At 71.5% G+C, this 23,364-nt stretch carries 22 protein-coding genes and 1 pseudogene; 21 read left to right on the top strand and 2 right to left on the bottom strand.

Going from position 1 to position 23,364, the window contains the following annotated elements; genetic code table 11:
• Positions 1 to 11: 11 nt before the first annotated feature.
• The 3 genes from IF19_RS0116895 (at position 12) to IF19_RS0116885 (ending at position 2,988) form a co-directional block, all read left to right on the top strand.
• Positions 12 to 1,256, top strand: coding sequence for a site-2 protease family protein (locus tag IF19_RS0116895; protein WP_030114148.1), 1,245 nt, complete (start codon positions 12 to 14; stop codon positions 1,254 to 1,256).
• Positions 1,257 to 1,318: 62 nt separating this feature from the next.
• Positions 1,319 to 2,230: a tRNA (adenine-N1)-methyltransferase gene (locus tag IF19_RS0116890; protein WP_030114147.1), complete on the top strand. Its 912-nt coding sequence runs from the start codon at positions 1,319 to 1,321 to the stop codon at positions 2,228 to 2,230.
• A gap of 176 nt (positions 2,231 to 2,406) precedes the next feature.
• Positions 2,407 to 2,988 (top strand): hypothetical protein, encoded by a 582-nt coding sequence (locus IF19_RS0116885; RefSeq protein WP_030120524.1) that lies wholly within the window; start codon positions 2,407 to 2,409, stop codon positions 2,986 to 2,988.
• 40 nt (positions 2,989 to 3,028) lie between these two features.
• Here IF19_RS0116885 and IF19_RS0116880 read toward each other — a convergent pair whose 3' ends face one another.
• Complete coding sequence (locus tag IF19_RS0116880) at positions 3,029 to 3,340, bottom strand: ferredoxin (RefSeq protein WP_030114145.1); 312 nt, start codon at positions 3,338 to 3,340, stop codon at positions 3,029 to 3,031.
• 240 nt (positions 3,341 to 3,580) lie between these two features.
• Between IF19_RS0116880 and arc the strand changes: the two genes are divergently transcribed.
• From arc to prcA, 6 genes and pseudogenes are all read left to right on the top strand, one after another.
• The gene (gene arc / locus IF19_RS0116875) at positions 3,581 to 5,347 is read left to right on the top strand and encodes a proteasome ATPase (protein WP_030114144.1); all 1,767 of its coding nucleotides are present in this window, start codon (positions 3,581 to 3,583) and stop codon (positions 5,345 to 5,347) included.
• A gap of 237 nt (positions 5,348 to 5,584) precedes the next feature.
• The gene (gene dop / locus IF19_RS0116870; protein ID WP_030191950.1) at positions 5,585 to 7,096 is read left to right on the top strand and encodes a depupylase/deamidase Dop; all 1,512 of its coding nucleotides are present in this window, start codon (positions 5,585 to 5,587) and stop codon (positions 7,094 to 7,096) included.
• A gap of 129 nt (positions 7,097 to 7,225) precedes the next feature.
• A complete protein-coding gene (locus IF19_RS0116865) occupies positions 7,226 to 7,444 on the top strand; it encodes a ubiquitin-like protein Pup (protein ID WP_030114141.1) in 219 nt (72 codons plus the stop codon).
• Positions 7,445 to 7,595: 151 nt separating this feature from the next.
• A pseudogene (locus IF19_RS1000000138280) lies at positions 7,596 to 7,784 on the top strand (endonuclease domain-containing protein); the annotation flags it as partial.
• Positions 7,736 to 8,581, top strand: coding sequence for a proteasome subunit beta (gene prcB / locus IF19_RS0116860; protein WP_030723944.1), 846 nt, complete (start codon positions 7,736 to 7,738; stop codon positions 8,579 to 8,581). The pseudogene IF19_RS1000000138280 and the gene prcB, both read left to right, overlap by 49 nt.
• A 122-nt stretch (positions 8,582 to 8,703) precedes the next feature.
• Positions 8,704 to 9,501, top strand: coding sequence for a proteasome subunit alpha (gene prcA, locus IF19_RS0116855; RefSeq protein WP_030120528.1), 798 nt, complete (start codon positions 8,704 to 8,706; stop codon positions 9,499 to 9,501).
• Positions 9,502 to 9,559: 58 nt separating this feature from the next.
• On the opposite strand, the gene IF19_RS0116850 is transcribed toward prcA, so the two are convergent.
• Positions 9,560 to 10,591, bottom strand: a complete 1,032-nt coding sequence (locus tag IF19_RS0116850; RefSeq protein ID WP_030114137.1) for a LacI family DNA-binding transcriptional regulator — start codon at positions 10,589 to 10,591, stop codon at positions 9,560 to 9,562.
• 130 nt (positions 10,592 to 10,721) lie between these two features.
• Between IF19_RS0116850 and IF19_RS0116845 the strand changes: the two genes are divergently transcribed.
• The 12 genes from IF19_RS0116845 to IF19_RS0116790 all read left to right on the top strand — a co-directional run bounded on the left by IF19_RS0116845 (position 10,722) and on the right by IF19_RS0116790 (position 23,174).
• Positions 10,722 to 11,981 (top strand): MFS transporter, encoded by a 1,260-nt coding sequence (locus IF19_RS0116845; protein ID WP_030276358.1) that lies wholly within the window; start codon positions 10,722 to 10,724, stop codon positions 11,979 to 11,981.
• 9 nt (positions 11,982 to 11,990) lie between these two features.
• Positions 11,991 to 13,352 carry a Pup--protein ligase gene (pafA, locus tag IF19_RS0116840; RefSeq protein ID WP_030114134.1) on the top strand — a complete coding sequence of 454 codons (1,362 nt, stop codon included), beginning with the start codon at positions 11,991 to 11,993 and terminating at the stop codon, positions 13,350 to 13,352.
• Between the two features lie 286 nt (positions 13,353 to 13,638).
• Positions 13,639 to 14,616 (top strand): FKBP-type peptidyl-prolyl cis-trans isomerase, encoded by a 978-nt coding sequence (locus IF19_RS0116835; RefSeq protein WP_030114133.1) that lies wholly within the window; start codon positions 13,639 to 13,641, stop codon positions 14,614 to 14,616.
• Positions 14,617 to 14,700: 84 nt separating this feature from the next.
• Positions 14,701 to 15,075 carry an FKBP-type peptidyl-prolyl cis-trans isomerase gene (locus tag IF19_RS0116830; protein WP_030114132.1) on the top strand — a complete coding sequence of 125 codons (375 nt, stop codon included), beginning with the start codon at positions 14,701 to 14,703 and terminating at the stop codon, positions 15,073 to 15,075.
• Between the two features lie 185 nt (positions 15,076 to 15,260).
• Positions 15,261 to 16,214 carry a helix-turn-helix transcriptional regulator gene (locus IF19_RS0116825; RefSeq protein ID WP_030114131.1) on the top strand — a complete coding sequence of 318 codons (954 nt, stop codon included), beginning with the start codon at positions 15,261 to 15,263 and terminating at the stop codon, positions 16,212 to 16,214.
• A 13-nt stretch (positions 16,215 to 16,227) separates the two neighbouring features.
• The gene (locus IF19_RS0116820; RefSeq protein WP_030114130.1) at positions 16,228 to 17,184 is read left to right on the top strand and encodes a helix-turn-helix transcriptional regulator; all 957 of its coding nucleotides are present in this window, start codon (positions 16,228 to 16,230) and stop codon (positions 17,182 to 17,184) included.
• Between the two features lie 23 nt (positions 17,185 to 17,207).
• Positions 17,208 to 17,549 carry a hypothetical protein gene (locus IF19_RS01000000134805; RefSeq protein ID WP_172674276.1) on the top strand — a complete coding sequence of 114 codons (342 nt, stop codon included), beginning with the start codon at positions 17,208 to 17,210 and terminating at the stop codon, positions 17,547 to 17,549.
• Positions 17,550 to 17,594: 45 nt separating this feature from the next.
• Positions 17,595 to 17,792, top strand: coding sequence for a hypothetical protein (locus tag IF19_RS0116810; protein ID WP_030114129.1), 198 nt, complete (start codon positions 17,595 to 17,597; stop codon positions 17,790 to 17,792).
• A 223-nt stretch (positions 17,793 to 18,015) separates the two neighbouring features.
• Positions 18,016 to 18,312: a Sec-independent protein translocase subunit TatA gene (gene tatA, locus IF19_RS0116805; RefSeq protein ID WP_030114128.1), complete on the top strand. Its 297-nt coding sequence runs from the start codon at positions 18,016 to 18,018 to the stop codon at positions 18,310 to 18,312.
• Between the two features lie 49 nt (positions 18,313 to 18,361).
• Entirely contained in the window at positions 18,362 to 19,327 is a 966-nt protein-coding gene (tatC, locus tag IF19_RS0116800) for a twin-arginine translocase subunit TatC (RefSeq protein ID WP_030114127.1), read from the top strand.
• Positions 19,328 to 19,345: 18 nt separating this feature from the next.
• Positions 19,346 to 20,239 (top strand): diacylglycerol kinase, encoded by an 894-nt coding sequence (locus IF19_RS0116795; protein ID WP_030114126.1) that lies wholly within the window; start codon positions 19,346 to 19,348, stop codon positions 20,237 to 20,239.
• A gap of 79 nt (positions 20,240 to 20,318) precedes the next feature.
• Positions 20,319 to 23,174: a DEAD/DEAH box helicase gene (locus tag IF19_RS0116790; RefSeq protein WP_030276354.1), complete on the top strand. Its 2,856-nt coding sequence runs from the start codon at positions 20,319 to 20,321 to the stop codon at positions 23,172 to 23,174.
• Positions 23,175 to 23,364: the final 190 nt, after the last annotated feature.

The following is a 23,364-nucleotide window of genomic DNA, read 5'->3' as shown; positions in this document are numbered from 1 at the left end:
GAAGGGAACCCGTGGACGACAGCGGCGACAGCGGGCGGCCGCAGCCCGGCGCAGGGGACCCTGATCCCGGCGCCGGCCCCGGCAAGCCGAAACGCCCCGCGGAGCCCGGCGGCGGCCTGCTCATGGGCCGCCCCTTCGGCGTACCCGTCTACGTGGCCCCCAGCTGGTTCGTCGTCGCCGCGCTGATCACCTGGGTCTTCGGCGGCCAGCTCGACCGCGTCCTGCCCGAGCTGGGCGCCGCCCGCTACCTGGTCGCCCTCTTCTTCGCGATCGCCTTCTACGCCTCCGTACTCGTCCACGAACTGGCCCACACGGTCGCGGCCCTGCGCTACAAGCTCCCGGTCCGCCGCATCCAGCTCCAGTTCTTCGGCGGCGTATCGGAGATCGAGAAGGAGAGCGAGACCCCCGGCCGCGAGTTCGTCCTCGCCTTCGTCGGGCCCCTCCTCTCCCTGGTCCTCGGCGGCGTCTTCTACGGCGCGATGCAACTCGTCGAGCCCGGCACGGTCCCCGGCGTCCTCCTCGCCGGCCTCATGATCTCCAACCTCATCGTGGCCGCCTTCAACCTGCTGCCCGGCCTGCCCCTGGACGGCGGCCGGATGCTCCGCGCCGTCGTCTGGAAGATCACCGGCAAGCCCATGAGCGGCACCATCGCCGCCGCCTGGGTCGGCCGCGGCCTCGCCGTCGTCGTCCTGGTCGGACTGCCGCTGCTCACCCACACCGGCACCCTCGGCGGCGGCTCCCAGGACATCGGCGGGGTCGAGACCGTCATGGACGCGCTGCTCGCCGCGATCCTCGCCGGAATCATCTGGACCGGCGCCGGGAACAGCCTCCGCATGGCCCGCCTGCGCGAGCACCTGCCCGACCTCCGGGCCCGCACCCTGACCCGCCGCGCCGTCCCCGTCGAGTCCGCGACCCCGCTCTCCGAAGCGCTCCGCCGGGCCAACGAGGCCGGAGCCCGCGCCCTTGTCGTCGTCGACGGACAGGGCAACCCCAAGGCCCTCGTCCGCGAGGCCGCCATCGTCGGCGTCCCCGAGCACCGCCGCCCCTGGGTCGCCGTCAGCGGCCTCGCCCAGGACCTCACCGACGGCATGAAGGTCCCCGCCGAACTGGCCGGCGAAGCCCTCCTCGACCGGCTCAAGGCCACCCCCGCAACCGAGTACCTGGTCGTCGAGGAGACCGGCGAGATCTACGGCGTCCTCTCCACCGCCGACGTGGAGCGCGCCTTCGTCAAGGCCATGGCCCGCCCCGGCTCCTGAGAGCCCTCCGGGCGCGGGGGACGGGCGGCAGGAGGCCCCGAGATCACCGGTAGGCTGGTCACATGTCTGAACCGACCGGTGCCGCCCGCCGACGTGGGCCCTTCAAGGTCGGGGACCAGGTACAGCTCACCGACCCCAAGGGACGCCACTACACCTTCACGCTCGAAGCCGGAAAGAACTTCCACACCCACAAGGGTTCTTTCCAGCACGACGAGCTGATCGGTGCTCCCGAGGGCAGTGTTGTCCGCACCACGGGAAACGTCGCCTACCTCGCGCTGCGCCCCCTGCTCCCCGACTACGTCCTGTCCATGCCCCGCGGCGCCGCCGTGGTCTACCCCAAGGACGCGGGCCAGATCCTGGCCTTCGCGGACATCTTCCCCGGCGCGCGCGTCGTGGAGGCCGGGGTCGGCTCCGGTTCGCTCAGCACCTTCCTGCTGCGCGCCATCGGTGAGCAGGGCATGCTGCACTCCTACGAGCGCCGCGAGGACTTCGCCGAGATCGCCCAGCAGAACGTCGAGCGTTACTTCGGCTCCCCGCACCCGGCCTGGCAGCTGACCGTCGGCGACCTCCAGGACAACCTCTCCGACACCGACGTCGACCGGGTCGTGCTGGACATGCTCGCCCCCTGGGAGTGCCTGGAGGCCGTCTCCAAGGCCCTGGTGCCCGGTGGCATCCTCTGCGCCTACGTGGCCACCACCACCCAGCTCTCGCGCACCGTCGAGTCCATCCGCGAGATCGGCTGCTTCGCCGAACCGCAGCCCTGGGAGTCGATGATCCGCAACTGGCACGTGGAGGGCCTCGCCGTCCGCCCCGACCACCGCATGATCGGCCACACCGGCTTCCTGGTCACCGCCCGCCGACTCGCGGACGGTGTCGAGCCGCCGCAGCGTCGGCGCCGCCCCTCGAAGGGCGCCTACGGCGAGGACTACGAGGGCCCCAACAGCCGGGGCGGCGCCGCCGCCTCCGGCAGCTGACCCGACCCGCGCACCGGCGCCGCCGCGCGGCCCCCGACCGACCGGGGGCCGCGCGGCGGCGCTTTTTCCGTCGGCCCCGGCGTTCCGCCCGGGTGTGAGGTGTGGCACGATTCCGGCAACCCCTCGGGGCGCTCCCCCTCCCACGGGCTCCCAGGAACCATCAGGAGACGTACCGCGTGCAGACACCCGCGCTCCCGGACCTCGCCCACACCGCCGCCAAGCCGGTGCACTGGCTCGCCACGGCCGCGGCGATGGCGGGAGTCGTCGCGCTGGCCGGGCTGCTCCAGCCCCGTACGGCCACCGCGACCGCCACGGCCCCCGAGCAGCGGACCACCACGCGAGGCGGCGCCCCCGTGCCCGCCCCGGACCCGGCCGACGCGCGGTTCCCGCTGGAGTGCGGCGCGGTCGGGACGACCGTGGCCCGGCACGCGACCGGCGACCTCGACGGCGACGGGCGGCCGGAAACCGTCGCCGTGGCGCACTGCGACGCCGGATCGGGCACCCCGCCCGCCGGCGTCTACGTCCTGACCCGGACGAACGGGGCCGCGCCCCGGGTCGTGGCGACCCTGGTGGACCCCGCGGACCGTACGACGGTCAAGGAGCTCGACGTGCGCGACGGCGCCGTCTCGGCGACCCTGCTCGGCTACTCCTCGCCGGACATCCCCCGCTGCTGCCCCGACCAGGAGGAACAGGTGTCCTGGCGGTGGCAGGGGAACGCCTTCGTCCGCAGCGCCGGAGACCTCGCCCGGAGCGCCTGAGCGCGGTCGGCCCGGGTGACCCGGACCGAGGGCCGGCCGACTAGTCGGCGTCCGGCCCGTACACCTCGACGCTGTCCTTGACGCGCCGCACGTGGATGCAGTCCCCCGGGCACTCCTTGGCCGAATCGACCACGTCCTGGAGCAGCGGCAGCGGAACCGGAGTGGTCGCCCCCGGGTCCTGGAGCAGCTCGTCGTCCGCGCTCTTCACGTACGCCAGGCCGTCGATGTCCAGCTCGAAGACATCGGGGGCGTACTGCACGCAGATGCCGTCGCCCGTACAGAGGTCCTGGTCGATCCAGACCTCCAGGTCCTGCGTGTCACTGTCGCCCGGCGAGTCCTGCTGCACGGTCATGTGTCCTGCCGTTCCTGCGTATCCGAACCAATTGGAGCCAGCCCTGACGGGTGTTGACCGGTTCGACGATACAACCGGCGGCTTTCCGGTGCCGAAGGGTGGGTATTCCCTTGACGTGAGGGAGAGCGCAAGGGTGAAGATCGGACACACCCCGCAGTCTTTGTGATCTAGGGGTTTCAATCACCACCCACCCAGGTAGGGTCAGGAAGCGTCCAGCTCCCCATGGAGGAGGTGAGGACCGTGGCAGCCCACGACGACGACATCAACCGCGGCACCCGGCCCGCGCGAGGGTCCGAGGACCCAGCCGGCCAGGTTGCCTATCTCGAGCAGGAAATCGCCGTCCTGCGACGTAAGCTCGCCGACTCTCCGCGCAGCACGAGGATTCTCGAAGAGCGGATCGTCGAGTTGCAGACGAATCTGGCAGGCGTGTCCGCCCAGAACGAGCGGCTCGCCAACACGCTCCGCGAGGCGCGTGACCAGATCGTGGCCCTCAAGGAGGAGGTCGACCGGCTCGCGCAGCCGCCGGCCGGCTTCGGCGTCTTCCTTCAGGCCAACGAGGACGGCACGTGCGACATCTTCACCGGGGGCCGCAAGCTCCGGGTGAACGTCAGCCCCAGCGTCGAGATCGAGGACCTGCGGCGTGGCCAGGAGGTCATGCTCAACGAAGCGCTCAACGTGGTCGAGGCCATGGAGTTCGAGCGCGCCGGGGACATCGTCACCCTCAAGGAGATCCTCGAGGACGGCGAGCGCGCCCTGGTGGTCGGGCACACCGACGAGGAGAGAGTGGTCCGGCTCGCCGAGCCCCTGCTCAACCTCACCATCCGCTCCGGCGACGCCCTGCTCCTGGACTCCAGGTCGGGTTACGTCTACGAGGTGGTCCCCAAGAGCGAGGTCGAGGAACTCGTCCTCGAAGAGGTCCCGGACATCGACTACGACAAGATCGGCGGCCTGGGCGACCAGATCGAGCTGATCCGCGACGCGGTCGAGCTTCCGTATCTGCACCCCGACCTCTTCAAGGAGCACGAGCTCCGCCCGCCGAAGGGCATCCTGCTCTACGGCCCGCCCGGCTGCGGCAAGACGCTCATCGCCAAGGCCGTCGCCAACTCGCTCGCCAAGAAGGTCGCCGAGGTGACCGGGCAGCCCGCGGGGAAGAGCTACTTCCTCAATATCAAGGGCCCCGAGCTGCTCAACAAGTACGTCGGCGAGACCGAGCGGCACATCCGCCTGGTCTTCCAGCGGGCGAGGGAGAAGGCGAGCGAGGGCACCCCCGTCATCGTCTTCTTCGACGAGATGGAGTCCCTCTTCCGCACCCGCGGCAGCGGCGTCAGCTCGGACGTGGAGAACACCATCGTCCCGCAGCTGCTCGCCGAGATCGACGGTGTGGAGGGCCTGGAGAACGTCATCGTCATCGGCGCCTCCAACCGTGAGGACATGATCGACCCCGCCATCCTGCGCCCCGGCCGCCTCGACGTGAAGATCAAGATCGAGCGTCCGGACGCCGAGGCCGCGAAGGACATCTTCGCGAAGTACCTGACCCCGTCGCTCCCGCTGCACGCGGACGACCTCTCCGAGCACACCGGCTCGCGCGAGGCCGCCGCCCACGCCATGATCCAGTCGGTCGTGGAGCGGATGTACACGGAATCCGAGGAGAACCGCTTCCTCGAGGTCACCTACGCCAACGGCGACAAGGAAGTCCTGTACTTCAAGGACTTCAACTCCGGCGCGATGATTCAGAACATCGTCGACCGGGCCAAGAAAATGGCCATCAAGGCATTCCTGGAACAGGGCCAGAAGGGACTGCGGGTCGCCCATCTCCTGCAGGCCTGCGTGGACGAGTTCAAGGAGAACGAGGACCTGCCCAACACCACCAACCCGGACGACTGGGCCAGGATTTCCGGAAAGAAGGGCGAGCGGATCGTCTTCATCCGCACACTCGTCACCGGAAAGCAGGGCGCGGACACCGGACGCTCCATCGACACGGTGGCCAATACCGGCCAGTACCTGTAAAAGCACGGACCGGCTGCGGAAGGCCCGAAAGGGCCTCCGCAGCCGGTCGCATTCCCCGCTCCGGCCGCGCCGGAGCCAATGTCGTAATGGAGCTCCCCACCGGCGCAGAGGCGCTCTAGGCTCTGCGGTACCGCCGAGTCGCGCAGTGCGGTGTCGGGCACCACACACGCACCGGACCAAGAAGCGGTACGTGAGCGTCGCTCCCGGGCGGGAGCGACGCCGGGCAAGGAGGGCCGCATGACCGTACGGCGAGTAATGGGCATCGAGACGGAGTACGGGATCTCCGTCCCCGGCCACCCCAACGCCAATGCCATGCTCACCTCGTCCCAGATCGTCAACGCCTACGCGGCGGCGATGCACCGGGCGCGCCGCGCCCGCTGGGACTTCGAGGAGGAGAACCCGCTGCGTGACGCGCGAGGCTTCGACCTCGCCCGTGAGACCGCCGACTCCAGCCAGCTGACCGACGAGGACATCGGCCTGGCCAACGTCATCCTGACCAACGGCGCCCGGCTCTACGTCGACCACGCCCACCCCGAGTACAGCTCGCCCGAGATCACCAACCCGCGCGACGCGGTGCTCTGGGACAAGGCGGGCGAGCGGATCATGGCGGAGGCCGCCGAGCGGGCGGCCGCCATCCCCGGGGCCCAGCCGATCCACCTCTACAAGAACAACACCGACAACAAGGGCGCCTCCTACGGCACGCACGAGAACTACCTCATGCAGCGGGAGACGCCGTTCTCGGACATCGTGCGCCACCTGACGCCGTTCTTCGTCTCCCGCCAGGTCGTGACGGGCGCCGGCCGCGTCGGCATCGGCCAGGACGGCAACGAGCACGGGTTCCAGATCAGCCAGCGCGCCGACTACTTCGAGGTCGAGGTCGGCCTGGAGACCACGCTCAAGCGCCCCATCATCAACACCCGCGACGAGCCCCACTCCGACGCCGAGAAGTACCGCCGGCTCCACGTGATCATCGGGGACGCCAACCTCTCGGAGATCTCCACCTACCTCAAGCTCGGCACCACGTCCCTGGTGCTGTCCATGATCGAGGACGCGTTCATCACCGTGGACCTCGCCGTCGACCAGCCCGTCCGCACCCTGCACGAGGTCTCGCACGACCCGGACCTCCGTCAGCTGATCACGCTCCGCAGCGGCCGGACGCTCACCGCGGTCCAGCTCCAGATGGAGTACTTCGAGCTGGCCCGCAAATACGTGGACGAGCGGTACGGCGCGGACGCGGACGACCAGACCAAGGACGTTCTGACCCGCTGGGAGGACACCCTCAACCGGCTGGAGACCGACCCGATGAGCCTGTCGGGCGAGCTGGACTGGATCGCCAAGCGGGAGCTGATGGAGGGCTACCGCCGCCGTGACGGGCTGGACTGGGACGCCCCCCGGCTCCACCTGGTGGACCTCCAGTACGCGGACGTACGGCCCGACAAGGGCCTGTACAACCGTCTGGCGGCCCGCGGCAGGATCAAGCGCCTCCTGGACGAGGACGAGGTCACCCGGGCCCGCACGAAGCCGCCGGAGGACACCCGCGCGTACTTCCGCGGCCGCTGTCTGGAGCAGTACGCCGACGACGTGGCGGCCGCTTCCTGGGACTCGGTGATCTTCGACCTGCCCGACCGTGACTCCCTGCAACGGGTGCCCACCCTGGAGCCGCTGCGCGGGACCAGGGAACACGTCGAGGGACTGCTCGACCGCTGCCGTACGGCGGAAGAGCTGGTCCGCGCCCTTTCGGGCGGCTGAAAGTCCTCCGGGCTGGGAATCAATCACCCGAGGCCCGGACGTTGAACAACTACCGGGCCAGATGTCGGACCACGTGGGTAGGGTCTGATCAAGAGCTTCGATTGCTTCGAACCGAGCGGGGTGAGCTACATGGCGACCAAGGACACCGGCGGCGGACAGCAGAAGGCGACGCGTTCCACCGAGGAGGCCGAGGAGCAGGCGCAGGACGCGCAGGCGTCCGAGGACCTCGCGGAACGCCAGGAGAAGCTGAGCGACGACGTCGACTCGGTGCTGGACGAGATCGACGACGTGCTCGAAGAGAACGCCGAGGACTTCGTGAGGTCCTTCGTCCAGAAGGGCGGGCAGTAACCGCTCCGCGCGGCGCCCGGGGCCTCCCGGGCGCCCCTGCGGACCGGCGGGGGAGACGGGGTGGGGCCGCGCCCCTCGGCGCGCGCCCTCACCCCTCCCGCCGGCGCGGAGTACCGCCGCCCGGCCCGCGGTATCGGTGCGGACAACCTCCGCCGAACATGTGGATCACTCCCGCCGGGCGGGTAGGGTCCCTGGCGTACGCAGTGCTTCAACGGCAATTCGGCCATCGGCAAGTTGGGGGATGATCCTGACTCTCTTGCGCAGGGCCATCGCATACCTGGAGGGAAACGCGTGGAAGCCAACACTCGTAGCACCGGGCGTCTACCAGCTGCCTTCCTGACGCCGGGTTCGTCCTCGTTCATGGACTTCCTGTCGGACCATTCGCCCGAGATGCTCCCGGGCAAGCGGAGCCTGCCGCCGCTCCAGGGAGCCGTCGAGGCGCCGCACGGGACGACCATCGTCGCCGCGTCCTTCCCCGGTGGTGTGGTCCTCGCCGGCGACCGGCGCGCCACCATGGGCAACATGATCGCGCAGCGCGACATCGAGAAGGTCTTCCCGGCCGACGAGTACTCGGCGGTGGGCATCGCCGGCACCGCCGGACTGGCCGTGGAGATGGTCAAGCTGTTCCAGCTGGAGCTGGAGCATTTCGAGAAGGTCGAGGGCGCCCAGCTCTCCCTGGAGGGCAAGGCCAACCGCCTCTCCACCATGATCCGCTCCAACCTCGCGATGGCCATGCAGGGCCTCGCCGTCGTGCCGCTGTTCGCGGGCTACGACGTCGACCGCGACAAGGGCCGCATCTTCTCCTACGACGTCACCGGCGGCCGCTCCGAGGAGAACGGCTACGCCGCCACCGGCTCCGGGTCGATCTTCGCCCGCGGCTCCATGAAGAAGCTCTACCGCGAGGACCTGACGGAACAGCAGGCCCTCACCCTGGTCGTGCAGGCGCTGTACGACGCGGCGGACGACGACTCGGCGACCGGCGGCCCGGACGTGGCCCGCCGCATCTACCCGATCGTCACCGTCATCACCGACGAAGGCTTCCGGAGGCTGACCGACCAGGAGTCCTCCGAGATCGCGCGCGCCGTCCTGGAGCGCCGGCTCGAGGAGCCCGACGGCCCGCGCGCCGCGCTGCTCTGACCCGGACCCCTGCCAGGCCCTTCGTCCGGACCGGGCGGGACCCGCGAGCCCGCTGAGTCCGGACGGGAGGCCACGGCCTCCCCCCGACGCACTCGTCACTGACAGAAAGGGACGGACAGCCGGTGTCGACTCCGTTCTACGTCTCACCCCAGCAGGCCATGGCCGACCGGGCGGAATACGCCCGCAAGGGCATCGCCCGCGGTCGCAGCCTCGTCGTGCTGCAGTACGCCGACGGCATTGTGTTCGTCGGCGAGAACCCGTCCCGCGCACTCCACAAGTTCAGCGAGATCTACGACCGGATCGGCTTCGCCGCCGCCGGCAAGTACAACGAGTACGAGAACCTCCGCATCGGCGGGGTGCGCTATGCCGATCTGCGCGGATACACCTACGACCGGGACGACGTGACGGCCCGTGGGCTGGCCAACGTCTACGCGCAGACGCTCGGCACCATCTTCTCCAGCGCGGCCGAGAAGCCGTACGAGGTGGAGCTGGTGGTCGCCGAGGTCGGCACCGAGCCCGAGGGCGACCAGATCTACCGGCTGCCGCACGACGGTTCGATCGTGGACGAGCACGGCTCGGTCGCGGTCGGCGGCAACGCCGAGCAGATCAGCGGCTTCCTCGACCAGCGCCACCGCGACGGCATGACGCTGGCCGAGGCGCTCAAGCTCGCCGTGCAGGCCCTCTCCCGCGAGCCGGGAGGCGGCGAGCGGGAGATCCCCGCCGAGCGGCTGGAGGTGGCGGTCCTGGACCGCACCCGCCCCCAGCAGCGCAAGTTCAAGCGGATCGTCGGCCGTCAGCTGGCCCGGCTGCTGGAAGCGGACGCCGCTGCCGCCACTCCCACCGACGCCCCGTCCGACACCGAGGACGGCGACACCCCCGACACGGACACCGGCAGCGCGTCCGGTTCCACGAAGGAGTAGCGGGAAGCGTCCCGCGAAGCCCCCGGGCCACGGCGAGATCCACGGCCCGGGGGCTCCGTCATGCCCCGGCCGCGGGCGGCGCCGTCGAGCCGCGTACGACGAGCCGGACCGGCAGGCGCCCGGGCTCGGCGGGACGGCCGTCCAGTACGGCGAGCAGCGCCTCCATGCCCCGCTCCCCGACCCGCTCGGCCGGCAGCCGCACCGTGGTCAGCTCCGGTTCCAGGGCGGTGGCCAGCGCCAGATCGTCGAAGCCGGTCACGGACAGTTCGTCCGGCACCCGCAGTCCGAGCCTCCGGGCGGCCTTGCACGCGCCCGCCGCCAGGATGTCGTCGTCGCAGACGATCGCGGTGGGCCTCTCCCCGGCGGCCGCCAGCGCCCGCTCCACGGCCTCCCGGCCCGCCCGCACGTCCAGCGCGGCCCGTACGGTCCGTACCGTCGCGTCCTCCACCGCGTCCAGCGCTCCGTGCAGCGCATCGGCGCGCACCGCGAACGTCCAGGTGTCCACGGCGGACGCCAGGTGCAGGAAGCGGCGGTGGCCGAGGCCCAGCAGATGCTCCGTCACCTGCCGCATGCCGTCCGCGATGTCCAGGTTCACCCGGGCGGCGGGCCCGGTGTCCGACGGGTCGCTGTCCAGCATCACCAACGGCAGATCCGCCCCGTGCAGCGCCTCCAGCGCCCCGGCGGCCATCGAGGACGCGATGACCCCGTCGAGCGCGGCCCGGGCCGAGGCGAACGGGTCCCTGGCCGGGCCCGTGCCGTCCGGCGAGGGGTAGAGCACCACGCCGAAGTCGTGCTCGGCGGCGAGCGCCGCGGCCCCCGCGTACACCCGGGCGAAGAACTCGTTGGTGAGTGCGGGCACCACCAGCAGCGCCGTCCTGGTGCGGCCGAGCCGCAGACTGCGGGCCGCCAGATTGGGCCGGTAGCCGAGGTCGGACGCCGCGTCCCGCACCCGCCCGGCCGTGGCCTCGGACACCCGGCCCGGCCACTTCCCGCCGAGCACCAGGGAGACCGTCGCCTGCGAGACGCCCGCCGCGCGGGCCACGTCGCGGCTGGTGGGCCGGGCGGGGACGGGCTGCTGCGCGCTGGTCACTCATGCCTCCGTGCGGGGTGTTCCGTGACGCCGCGGGCTGGACCCGCGAACTGCGCACATGGTACGTATGAGCCTCGAAGTTATACGTAACACCTCGGCGCGCGGGCGGCCGGGGCGGAGAGGGGCGGGAATGGCCGCGGGATATCTGGACATCCTCCGGGCGCGGCACGCCGCCCGGCTGCTGACGGGCACCCTGGTGGGGCGGCTGCCCAACGGCACCGGGCCCATCGCGATCGTGCTGTTCATCCGGGCGGAGGGCGGCAGCTACACCCTGGCCGGGGCGCTCGCCGCCGCGTACGGGCTCGCCACCGCCGTGGGGCAGCCGCTGCTCGGCCGGGCGGTGGACCTGTACGGGCAGCCGCGCGTCCAGCTCCCGGCCGCCGTGGTCTCCGCGCTCGGGATGGTCCTGCTGGCCCTCACCGGCCTCGGATCGCTCCCGCTGGCCTACCTCGGCGTCATCGTCGCCGGGGTCGCCACACCGCCCCTGGAAGGCGGCCTGCGCGCCCTGTGGCCCAGCGTCCTCAAGAGCGAGGACCGGGTGCACCGGGCCTACGCCATGGACGCGGTGGCGCAGGAGATCATGTTCACCGTCGGGCCGCTCCTGGTGACGCTGCTCGTCTCGCTGTGGTCGCCGGCCGCCGCGCTGCTCGTCATCAACGCCCTCGGCGTCCTCGGCGCGCTCTCCGTCGTCCTGTCCGAGCCCTCGCGCACCTGGCGCTCCGCGCCCCGCGAGGCGCACTGGCTCGGCGCCCTGCGCTCGCCCGGACTGCTCGCGCTCCTCGGCTCGTTCTTCTTCGTCGGGCTCGCCCTCGGCTCCATCACGGTGGCCGCGGTGGCGTACGCCGACGACCACGGGCGGGAATCGGTGTACGGCTGGCTCATGGCCGCGCTCGGCCTCGGCGCGCTCATCGGCGGTCTGGCCTACGGGGCGCGGCAGTGGGCGGGCGCCCCCGAGAAGCGGCTGCGGGTCATCGCCGGGCTCCTGGCGCTGGGCTATCTGCCGCTGACGCTCACCCCCTCGGTCCCGGTCATGACCGCCCTCGCCGCCCTCTCCGGGGTGTTCCTCGCCCCCGCCATCGCCTGCTCCTTCATCGTGGTCGACCGGCACGCCCCGCGCGGCACGGTGACCGAGGCGTTCTCCTGGCTCGTCACCACGTTCGGGGTGGGCGCGGCGGCCGGCACGGCGGTCGCCGGGCCCGCCGTCGAACTCGGTTCGACCGCCTGGAGCTTCGCCGTCGCCGGGGCCGGAGGGGCGGCGGCCCTGGTCGTCCTGCTGGCCACCGGAAGGCTTCTCGCGGCCCCCGTTCGCACGGCCGCGGTCGTGACGGGATCGGAAAATGATCGAAACGGTGCCGTCGAACCCGGTTTCAGCTCGGGCCACAAGGCGTAATGTTCAGTCATGGACCGCCGCATTTTCGGGCTGGAGAACGAGTACGGCGTCACGTGCACGTTCAGGGGACAGCGCCGACTGTCACCTGACGAAGTGGCGCGCTACCTCTTCCGCCGTGTTGTGTCATGGGGCCGCAGCAGCAACGTCTTTCTGCGGAACGGCGCCCGCCTCTACCTCGACGTGGGATCGCATCCGGAATACGCCACACCCGAGTGCGACAACGTGACCGAACTGGTCACGCACGACAAGGCGGGCGAGCGCATTCTGGAAGGCCTGCTCGTCGACGCCGAACGCCGCCTGCACGAGGAGGGAATCGCGGGCGACGTCTATCTGTTCAAGAACAACACCGACTCGGCGGGAAACTCCTACGGATGCCACGAGAACTACCTCGTGGCCCGGCACGGGGAATTCTCCCGACTCGCGGACATCCTCATTCCGTTCCTCGTCACCCGTCAGCTGATCTGCGGCGCGGGCAAGGTGCTCCAGACCCCGCGCGGCGCGGTCTACTGCGTCAGCCAGCGCGCCGAGCACATCTGGGAGGGCGTCAGCTCCGCGACGACCCGCTCCCGGCCGATCATCAACACCCGCGACGAGCCGCACGCCGACGCCGAGCGGTACCGCCGCCTCCACGTCATCGTCGGTGACTCCAACATGTCCGAGACGACCATGCTGCTCAAGGTCGGCGCCACCGACCTGGTGCTCCGCATGATCGAGGCGGGCACGGTGATGCGCGACCTGACCCTGGAGAACCCGATCCGGGCGATCCGCGAGGTCAGCCACGACCTCACCGGCCGCCGCAAGGTGCGGCTGGCCAGCGGCCGGGAGGCATCGGCCATCGAGGTCCAGCGGGAGTACTACGAGAAGGCCGTGGACTTCGTCGAGCGCCGGGGCATCCGCACCGGCACCGTCGACCAGGTCCTGGAGCTGTGGGGCCGCACCCTCGACGCGATCGAGGCCGAGGACCTCGACCGGATCGACACCGAGATCGACTGGGTCATGAAGTACAAGCTCATCGAGCGCTACCGGGCCAAGCACAACATGACCATGTCGAATCCGCGGGTCGCCCAGATAGACCTCGCCTACCACGACATCCACCGCCGCCGCGGGCTCTTCTACCTCCTGGAGAAGAAGGGGCAGACCGCCCGCATCTGCAACGACCTGAAGATCTTCGAGGGCAAGTCGGTGCCCCCGCAGACCACCCGGGCGCGACTGCGCGGCGACTTCATCCGCCGGGCCCAGGAGCAGCGCAGGGACTTCACCGTCGACTGGGTCCACCTCAAGCTCAACGACCAGGCGCAGCGCACGGTCCTGTGCAAGGACCCGTTCCGCTCCGTGGACGAACGGGTGGAGAAGCTGATCGCCGGCATGTGACCGGCCCGCACGCCCCTCGGGCCGCCACAGCGCGACCGGAGGGCGTGCAAGCAGGACGAGGCCCCGGCCCGCGCTCCCTCGCGCGGGCCGGGGCCTCGTCCTGCGGAAGGGGCGGCGCCGGGGGAGCGGGCGGACGAACGCCGGGGCGGCGGCTCCGGGCGAACCGGCCATGCTAGCCGTCCGGAGCCCGTCCAGGCGGGAGCCGTGTCGGGACTCGTGGTGCGCCTGGGGTGAGGTCGTACAGTGGCGGGACTTGCCCGGAGCCCCCTATTCGCGAGTTGGACTGATGAACCCCACGAAGACTGCCCGGTACGCGGCCGCCGCACTGGTCGTGCCCGCCCTCCTGTTCACCGCCGCCTGCGGGTCCGACTCCAAGGACGACGACGCGCCGAAGTCGGGCGCCGTCGGGAAGGTGTCCGGAAAGTTCGGATCCGAGCCCAAGATCGAGGTGCCGAAGGGCGCCAAGGCCGCCGACGACATCGTGGTGAAGGACGTCTCCACCGGTGACGGCGCCGAGGTGAAGAAGGGCGACATCGTCCGCCTGGACTTCGCCGGCAACCTGGAGGCGCTCGGCTCCACCTGGGCCCAGCGGCAGAACGCCGAGACGAAGGGGCCGCGCGCCCAGGTCGTCCAGGAGGTCGGCCAGCAGGGCCAGATGCTGCCCACCAAGGTCGCGGACGCGCTGGCCGGCCACAAGGTCGGCAGCCGGGTCCAGGTCGAGGGCACGGCCGAGGCGATCGTCGGCGAGCAGCTGAACCCGCAGTCCGGGATCAAGCCCACCGACCCCCTCGTCTGGGTCGTCGACATCGTCAACGCCAAGAAGGTCGACAAGAAGGGCGAGGCGAAGGGCGAGCAGGCCGCGAGCGAGGCCGGGATGCCCGAGGTCGAGGCGGCGTCGCAGAAGGCCGCGACGATCACCGTCCCGAAGGGCGCCAAGGCGCCGAAGGACCTCAAGGAGCAGGTCCTGATCAAGGGCGACGGCGCCGAGGTCAAGGCCGGCGAGGGCCTCGTCGTCCAGTACACCGGGGTGAAGTGGGAGGACGGCAAGAAGTTCGACTCCTCCTGGGACCACGGCGGCGCGAGCGCCTTCCCGATCGGCGTCGGCGGCGTCATCCAGGGCTGGGACAAGGGTCTGGTCGGCAAGCACGTCGGCGACCGCGTCCTGCTGACCATCCCGCCGAACCAGGCGTACGGCGCCGACCCGTCGAACCAGCTCGCCAAGAACAACCTGGTCTTTGTCGTCGACATCCTCGGCACCGTCTGACGCACGGCGCGGCCCCGCACGGTCCGGCCGCCGGGGCGACCCGTGCGAGACTTGTCGTCCCCAAGATTTTTGAGGAGCAGTTCAGTGAGCATCGAGAAGCCCGAGGTCGACTTCCCGGGCGGCGAGCCGCCGGCCGACCTGGAGATCAAGGACATCTGGGAGGGCGACGGCCCGGTGGCCCAGGCGGGCCAAACCGTCTCCGTCCACTACGTGGGTGTCTCCTTCTCCAGCGGCGAGGAGTTCGACGCGTCCTGGAACCGCGGCACCCCGCTGCAGTTCCAGCTCGGCGCCGGCCAGGTCATCGCCGGCTGGGACAAGGGCGTGCAGGGCATGAAGGTCGGCGGCCGTCGCCAGCTGACCATCCCCGCCCACCTCGCCTACGGCGACCGCGGCGCCGGCGGCGGCAAGATCGCCCCCGGTGAGACGCTGATCTTCGTCTGCGACCTCGTCGCGGTCTGATCCGCACCGCTCGCGCGACATGAGGGCCCCCGCCGCACGGCGGGGGCCCTCACGCGCTCTCCGGCGGGCCCCCCGGCGCCGTTCCACGCGGGCCCGCACCACCCGGAGCCCGGAAGCCCGGCTTTGGCCCGCACACCCCGGGGCGGTACGGTCGACCGTCGTAGAGCACCAGAGAAAGGGCGTCGATGGCGATTGCCAAGGCCGAGCGGCTGATGAACCTCGCGCTGTGCCTGCTGGGGACCCGGCGCCCGCTCAGCAAGCGCGAACTCCGCGGATCCATCGAGGCGTACCTCGAAGCGGGCTCCGACGACTCCTTCAACCGGATGTTCGAACGGGACAAGGACGATCTGCGCGAGCTGGGGCTCGTCATCGAGACCGTCGAGAACCTCGACGGCGACACCGGCTACCTGGCCCGCCGCGACAGCAACCGGCTGCCCCCCATCACCCTCGACGCCGAGGAGGCCGCCGCCCTCGGCCTCGCCGCCAAGGTCTGGCAGCAGGCCCGCCTCGCCGGGGCCGCCAGCGGCGCCCTGCAGAAGCTGCGCGCCGCCGGCATGCCCGAGTCCGAGGACGCCTACGAGGTCCACAGCGCCCTCGAACCCCGCATCCCCGTCCACGAGGCCGCCTTCGAGCCCCTGATGCTCGCCTGCCGCGACCGCCGCCCCGTCACCTTCGACTACCGCAAGGCCAACTCCGCCCGCGCCGAGCAGCGCCAGGTGGAGCCGTGGACCCTCGAATGCTGGCGCGGCCACTGGTACCTCGCCGGCTGGGACCGCGAACGCGGCGCCGAACGCGTCTTCCGGCTCTCCCGCATCACCGGCAAGGTCCGCTCCCGCGCCGGGGCGTTCACCGCCGAGGTGCCCGACGTGGTCACCGTCCGCGAGACCGTGGAGAGCTGGGCCGGCGAGGTCGCCACCCGCACCGCCCGGATCAGGCTCCGCGCCGGGGCCGGCTACCCGCTGCGGTCGCGCGCGACGGCGGTGCGGGAACGCGGCGACGGCTGGGACGAGCTGGAGATCCCGTACGGGCACGGCCTCGACGCCTGGCTCGTCGAGTTCGGGCCGGACGTCGTCGTGGAGGAACCCGCCGATCTGCGGGCCGATGTGGTGGACCGGCTCCGCGCCGTGGCCAAGGACTAGGGGAGCGGAACAGATGGCCACGAACGCGATCGACCAGACCCGGCGGATGCTGTCCCTGGTGACGTATCTGCGCGAACGCCCCGGCGCCCACGTCCAGGACGTGGCGCGGGCCTTCGGGATCACCGAGGACGAGCTGATCTCGGACCTCGACGTCCTGCCCATGTGCGGAACCAGCTTCCGCGGCGGCGACCTCCTCGACATCGACACCGACGGCGACCGGATCTGGTGGCACAACCCGGACGACGTCGCCGAACCGCTCCGGCTCGCCGCCGACGAGGCCACCGCGCTGCTCGTCGCCGCCCGTGCCGTCGCCACCCTGCCCGGTCTGCGCGAGAGCGACCGGGACGCCCTCGTCCGCGCCACCGCCAAGCTGGAGACGGCCGCCGGCGAGTCCGGGGCCGCCAGCTCCCGGCTCTCGGTGACCTTCGAGGCGGAGGGCGGCGTCTTCGCCGACGTCGACCGGGCCATCTCCGAGCGCCGCAGGCTGTGGCTGCGCTACTACTCGCCCGCCCGCGACGAACTCACCGAGCGCGAGGTCGATCCGATCCGGCTCTTCGCCGTCGGCCACACCTACCTGGAGGGCTGGTGCCGGCTCACCGAGGCCCGCCGGACCTTCCGGCTGGACCGGGTCGCCGAGATCCGCCTCCTCGACGCGCCGGCCGCCCCGCCCGAGCTGGAACTGCGCGACCTGTCCGCCGGGCTGGTGCAGCCTGCCGCCGAGGACCCGGAGGTCGTGATCGAGGTCGGCACCGGCGGCCGCTGGGTCGCCGAGTACTACCCGCACGACTCCGCCGAGGAACTCCCCGACGGCGGTCTGCGGATCACCCTGCGCACCCCGGACCCCGCCTCCCTGCGCCGGCTCGCGCTGCGCCTGGGTGGCGACGGCCGCATCGTCACTCCGCCGGAGCTCGCCGACAGCGCCCGCGACGCCGCGCGCGAGGCGCTCGCCGCCTACGAGGGCGCGCTCTGAGGGCCCGGGGAGGCGAGACGACGATGAACCGGACGCACCTCTTCCCGGCCACGGCCGCCGGGACCCGCCCGGCGCAGCTCTCCGGCACCGGGCCCGTCCCCGTGGCCGCCGCCCGCTTCCGGGCCGCCTGCCCCGACTGCCGCGGGCGCTTCGAACTGGCCGCGGCGGCGCTGCGGCTGGCGATCGGCGCCACCCGCCGCACCACCTTCTACACCTTCACCTGCCCCGACTGCGGGGCCGCGGTCCGCAAGCCCGCCGGTGAGCGCATCATCGAACTGCTCACCGGCGGCGGCGTACGGACCCTGCGTCTGCACACCGCCCTGCAGCGCCCCGGGCCGCCCGCCCGCCACCCCGCAAGCCCGTAGGCATGCGTCGGCATGCGCGGGAATTCGTAGGAAGAGGCACGCCTTATGTTCTGGCCCATGCTCGCCATCGCCCTCGGTTTCCTGGGCGTCGCCGTCCTCGGGGTGCTCGGCATCAAGGTCTTCGTGGAGGCCCAGCGCCTCGGCCGGCAGGTCTCGGCCACCACCGAGCGGATCAACCGGGTGTCCGAAGACCTCGAACAGGCCGCCACCCGGCTCGCGGCCACCGGCGACAGCCTGCGCTGACGGGCCCGCGGCCTGATGGCCGGGCCCGCGAGGGGGGTACGCTGCAGGGGTCGGCCCAGGCAGGGAGGTACGGGCCGCAAGCTGGAGTACGCACGGGCATTGCCTCGCGTTTACCCCTGCGGGTTACGATCGCTGGCAAGCGCAACGATCGGACGTACACCCGGTCGAACGGGTAGCGAGCCCGCCCCCCAGCCCAGCCGCCTCAGTGAGAAGGAAGTCGCACATGATCGGCAATCTGAAGCCCCTCGAGATCGTTCTGATCATCGCTGTCATCCTGCTGCTCTTCGGTGCCAAGAAGCTTCCCGACATGGCGCGTTCGCTCGGCAAGTCGGCCCGCATCCTCAAGAGCGAGGCCAAGGCCATGAAGAAGGACGACGCGGCGACCGCGGCGCCCACCACGGAGACCGTCGACGACACGGTTCCCCCGCAGGCCGCCACCGCGCGCACCATCCAGGCCGCCCCGGGAGACGTCACCAGCTCCCGCCCGGTCAACGAGCCCAAGCCCACCACCCAGAGCTGACCGCTGACGCCTTCCGCCGACAGCCGCCGCACGAGACGAGGGAAGTGGGTTGCTCAAGTCTGCCCGCAAGCAGGAGAAGAACGACGAGGGGCGGATGCCTCTCCTCGATCACCTGCGTGAGCTGCGTAACCGGCTGCTGAAGGCCGTGCTGGCGATCGTCGTGGTGACGATCGCGGCGGCGTTCTTCCAGAAGGAGATCTACGACTTCCTTCTGCGCCCCCTCCTCGAATCCGTCGGCTGCAAGGACGGCGTGGTCATCGCTGTCAACGGCAAGCCCTGCGCCCTGCTGAAGACCAACACCCTGCTGGCGCCGTTCACCAACGCCCTCAAGGTCGCCCTGATGTCCGGTGTGCTGCTGGCCACTCCGGTCTGGCTGTACCAGCTGTGGGCGTTCGTGGCTCCGGGGCTGCACAAGGGCGAGAAGCGTTACGCCTATGCCTTCGCCGTCGTGGGCGCGCCGCTCTTCCTCTCTGGTGGCTACCTCGCCTACGCGATCCTGCCGCAGACCGCCGAGATCATGCTCGGCTTCAGCCCCGACAACGTGCAGAACCAGATCGAGCTCGACAGCTATCTCGACCTCCTGGTCCGCATGGTGATCGTCTTCGGCCTGGCCTTCGAGCTGCCCCTGCTGCTCATCGCGCTCAACATGACCGGTGTGGTCTCCGGCAAGCGGATGCTCGGCTGGTGGCGCGGCATGATCGTCGGCCTCACCGCCTTCGCGGCCATCGCCACGCCCGGTGGCGAACCGCTTTCCATGCTTCTCCTCGCCGGGCCGCTCGCCGTCCTCTACTTCATCGCCACCGGCTTCTCGCTGCTCAACGACAAGCGGCGCAACCGCGCGAACCCCGACGCCGAGCTCGCCGACGACGAGGCGTCCCAGCTCGATCTGACGCCCGAGCCCGTCGGTCGCGTGGAGAACGTCTCCTCCTCCCGCCCCGCCCTTCCCGGGCAGGCGTCCGGCGAGGCGGACGGCCCCGGATCGCACCGGCTGAACGGTTACGACGACATCACCTGACCTTGTAGGGTCCGGCGGGTGACCAGCGAGATCACTCTGTTCGTCAATCCCACCGCGGGACGCGGCCGGGGCGCGCACGCCGCGCAGCCGGCCGCTTCCGCGTTGCGGGATGCCGGATTCTCCGTCCGTACGGTGCTGGGCGAGGACGCCGACGACGCCCTGCGCCGGGCGCGCGAGGCCGTCGCCGCGGGGACCGGGGCGCTGATAGCCGTGGGCGGGGACGGACTGATGTCCCTCGCCCTCCAGGCCGTCGCCGGGACCGCCACCCCGCTCGGGGTCGTCGCCGTCGGCACCGGCAACGACTTCGCCCGGACGCTGGGCCTGCCCGTCCGCGATCCGGCCGCCGCCGGACGGCTGGCCGCGCGGGCGCTCAGGGAGGGCGGCCTCCGGGAGATCGACCTCGGACGGGTCGGGGAGCGCTGGTTCGGCACGGTCCTCGCCTCCGGCTTCGACTCCCGTGTCAACGACCGCGGCAACCGGATGCGCTTCGTGGGCGGCCGCTTCAAGTACGACCTGGCGATCCTCGCCGAGCTGGCCGCCTTCCGGCCGATCCCGTACCGGCTCCGGTTCGACGGGGGAGAGCCCGTGGAGACCGAGGCCACCCTGATCGCGGTGGGCAACGGGACCACGTACGGCGGCGGCATGCGGATCTGCGCCGGAGCGAAGACGGACGACGGGCTCTTCGACGTGACTGTGGTCGGCCCGTGCACCCGCGCCACCCTGCTCAAGGTCTTCCCGAGGGTCTACCGGGGCACACACCTGGACCACCCCGCCGTGACCGTGCACCGGGTCTCCTCGATCGAACTGGCGGCGGCCGGGATCACGGCGTACGCGGACGGGGAACCGATGGGTCCGCTTCCGCTCACCGCCACCTGTGTACCGGGCGCGGTACGGGTGCTGACCGGCGGCTGACCGGTACCGCCCGGGGAGATCCAAGCGCGCTTAAAGATCGGGCTGACTGTCGGAGGTGGCGGGTAGGCTCGTAGCCAAGATGACAGAGGACCTCTCACCAGCTGAGCGATACCAGGCTTCTCGCGAGCGCGCGGCCGAGATGGCGACGGCTCTCGGGCCGTTCCGCGAGATGTACGAGTTCGGTCTGGACCCGTTCCAGATCGAGGCATGCCAGGCCCTGGAGGCCGGCAAGGGGGTGCTGGTCGCGGCCCCCACCGGGTCGGGCAAGACGATCGTCGGCGAGTTCGCCGTGCACCTGGCCCTGGAGCAGGGCCGCAAATGCTTCTACACCACACCGATCAAGGCGCTCTCCAACCAGAAGTTCGCCGACCTGGTCAAGCGGTACGGCGCGGACAAGGTCGGGCTGCTGACCGGCGACAACAGCGTCAACTCCGAGGCGCCGGTGGTCGTGATGACCACCGAGGTCCTGCGGAACATGCTGTACGCGGGTTCCCAGTCCCTCTCCGGCCTGGGCTATGTGGTCATGGACGAGGTGCACTACCTCTCCGACCGCTTCCGGGGCGCGGTCTGGGAGGAAGTGATCATCCACCTCCCGGAGTCGGTGACGCTGGTCTCCCTGTCGGCGACCGTCTCCAACGCGGAGGAGTTCGGCGACTGGCTGGACACCGTGCGCGGCGACACCGAGGTGATCGTCTCCGAGCACCGTCCGGTGCCGCTCTGGCAGCACGTGATGGCCGGACGCCGGATGTACGACCTCTTCGAGGAGACCACCGACCACGGCGGCCGGGGCGCCGGACGCCGCGAGGTCAACCCGGACCTGGTCCGGCTCGCCCGCCAGGAGAACCAGAACACCTACAACCCGCGCGACCGGCGCCGGGGCAAGATGGTGCGCGAGGCCGACCGCGAGCGCGAGCGGCGCCAGCGCGGCCGGATCTGGACGCCCGGCCGGCCCGAGGTCATCGACCGGCTGGACAACGAGGGCCTGCTGCCCGCCATCACCTTCATCTTCAGCCGTGCGGGCTGCGAGGCCGCCGTCCAGCAGTGCCTGTACGCCGGCCTCCGGCTCAACGACGAGGACAACCGCCGGCTGGTCCGCGAGATCGTCGAGGAGCGGACCGCCTCCATCCCCGGCGAGGACCTGCACGTCCTGGGCTACTACGAGTGGCTCGAAGGACTGGAACGGGGCATCGCCGCCCACCACGCGGGCATGCTCCCGACCTTCAAGGAGGTCGTCGAGGAACTGTTCGTCCGGGGGCTGGTCAAGGCGGTCTTCGCCACCGAGACGCTGGCGCTCGGCATCAACATGCCCGCGCGCTCCGTGGTGCTGGAGAAGCTCGTCAAGTGGAACGGCGAGCAGCACGCCGACATCACCCCCGGCGAGTACACCCAGCTCACCGGCCGGGCCGGACGGCGCGGCATCGACGTCGAGGGCCACGCGGTGGTCCTGTGGCAGCGCGGCATGGACCCGACGGCGCTGGCCGGCCTCGCGGGCACGCGCACGTATCCGCTGCGCTCCAGCTTCCGCCCGTCGTACAACATGGCGGTCAACCTGGTGCAGCAGTTCGGGCGGCACCGTTCGCGCGAACTGCTGGAGACCTCGTTCGCCCAGTTCCAGGCGGACAAGTCGGTCGTGGGGATCTCGCGGCAGGTGCAGCGCAACGAGGAGGGCCTGGAGGGCTACAAGGAGGGCATGACCTGCCACCTCGGGGACTTCGAGGAGTACGCGCGCCTGCGGCGCGACCTCAAGGACCGCGAGACGGAGCTGGCCAAGCAGGGCGCGGCGCAGCGACGAGCGGCGGCGGCCTCCTCGCTGGAGAAGCTGAAGCCCGGAGACGTCATCCACGTGCCGACGGGGAAGTTCGCGGGGCTGGCGCTGGTGCTGGACCCGGGGCTGCCCGCCGGGCGGGCCAACGGGCACCGCGGGTTCGACCACCACGACGGGCCGCGACCGCTAGTGCTGACCGCCGAGCGGCAGGTCAAGCGGCTCGCCTCGATGGACTTCCCGGTGCCGGTGGAGGCGCTGGACCGGATGCGGGTCCCGAAGTCGTTCAACCCGCGTTCGCCGCAGTCCCGGCGCGACCTTGCCTCGGCGCTGCGGACCAAGGCCGGGCACATCGTGCCCGACCGGCACCGCAAGGGGCGGGCGCCCGCCGCCGACGACCGGGAGATCGCCCGGCTGCGGACCGAGCTGCGCGCCCACCCGTGCCACGGGTGCGACGAGCGCGAGGACCACGCGCGGTGGGCCGAGCGCTACCACCGGCTGCAGCGGGACACCCGGCAGCTGGAGAAGCGGATCGAGGGGCGGACGAACACGATCGCCCGGACCTTCGACCGGATCGTCGCGCTGCTCACGGAGATGGACTACCTCCGGGGCGACGAGGTCACGCAGAACGGGCGCCGGCTGGCCCGGCTCTACGGCGAGCTGGACCTGCTCGCCAGCGAGTGCCTGCGGGACGGCGTGTGGGAGGGCCTTAACCCGGCCGAACTCGCCGCGTGCGTCTCGGCGCTGGTGTACGAGGCACGGCAGGCCGACGACGCGGTCCCGCCCAAGGTGCCGTCCGGTCCCGCCAAGGTCGCGCTGGGCGAGATGGTGCGGATCTGGGGGCGGCTGGACGCCCTGGAGGAGGACTTCAAGATCAACCAGGCGGAGGGGGTCGGCCAGCGCGAACCCGACCTCGGTTTCGCCTGGGCGGTCTACATGTGGGCCTCCGGCCGGACGCTGGACGAGGTGTTGCGCGAGGCGGAGATGCCTGCGGGGGACTTCGTCCGGTGGTGCAAGCAGGTGATCGACGTGCTGGGCCAGGTGGCGGCGGCCGCGCCCCGGGACGCGGGGGGCGGGGCGGACGGCACCGGGGGCGCCGGCGTGGCGAAGAACGCGCGCAAGGCGGTGGACGCGGTGCTGCGGGGGGTTGTGGCGTACAGCTCTGTGGGGTGAGCGGGTCGGGGGCGGCGCGGTGGGGGAGTGCGTTGCGCCGGGGCGTGGGGCGTGGGGTGGGGGCCTGGGCGCCTGCGGCGGGCTCATCCCCCACCCCGCCCCCTCCCGAAAACCCCCCGGGGGCCCCCCCCCCCCCCCCCCCCCCCCCCCCCCCGGCGGGGGGGGGGGGGGGGGGGGGGGTTGGCGCGGC

This window comes from Streptomyces californicus (genome assembly GCF_000717645.1).
Taxonomy (GTDB): Bacteria; Actinomycetota; Actinomycetes; order Streptomycetales; family Streptomycetaceae; genus Streptomyces; species Streptomyces californicus.
Note: the sequence above shows the minus strand (reverse complement) of the source record. Positions and strands in the feature narration are given on the sequence as shown.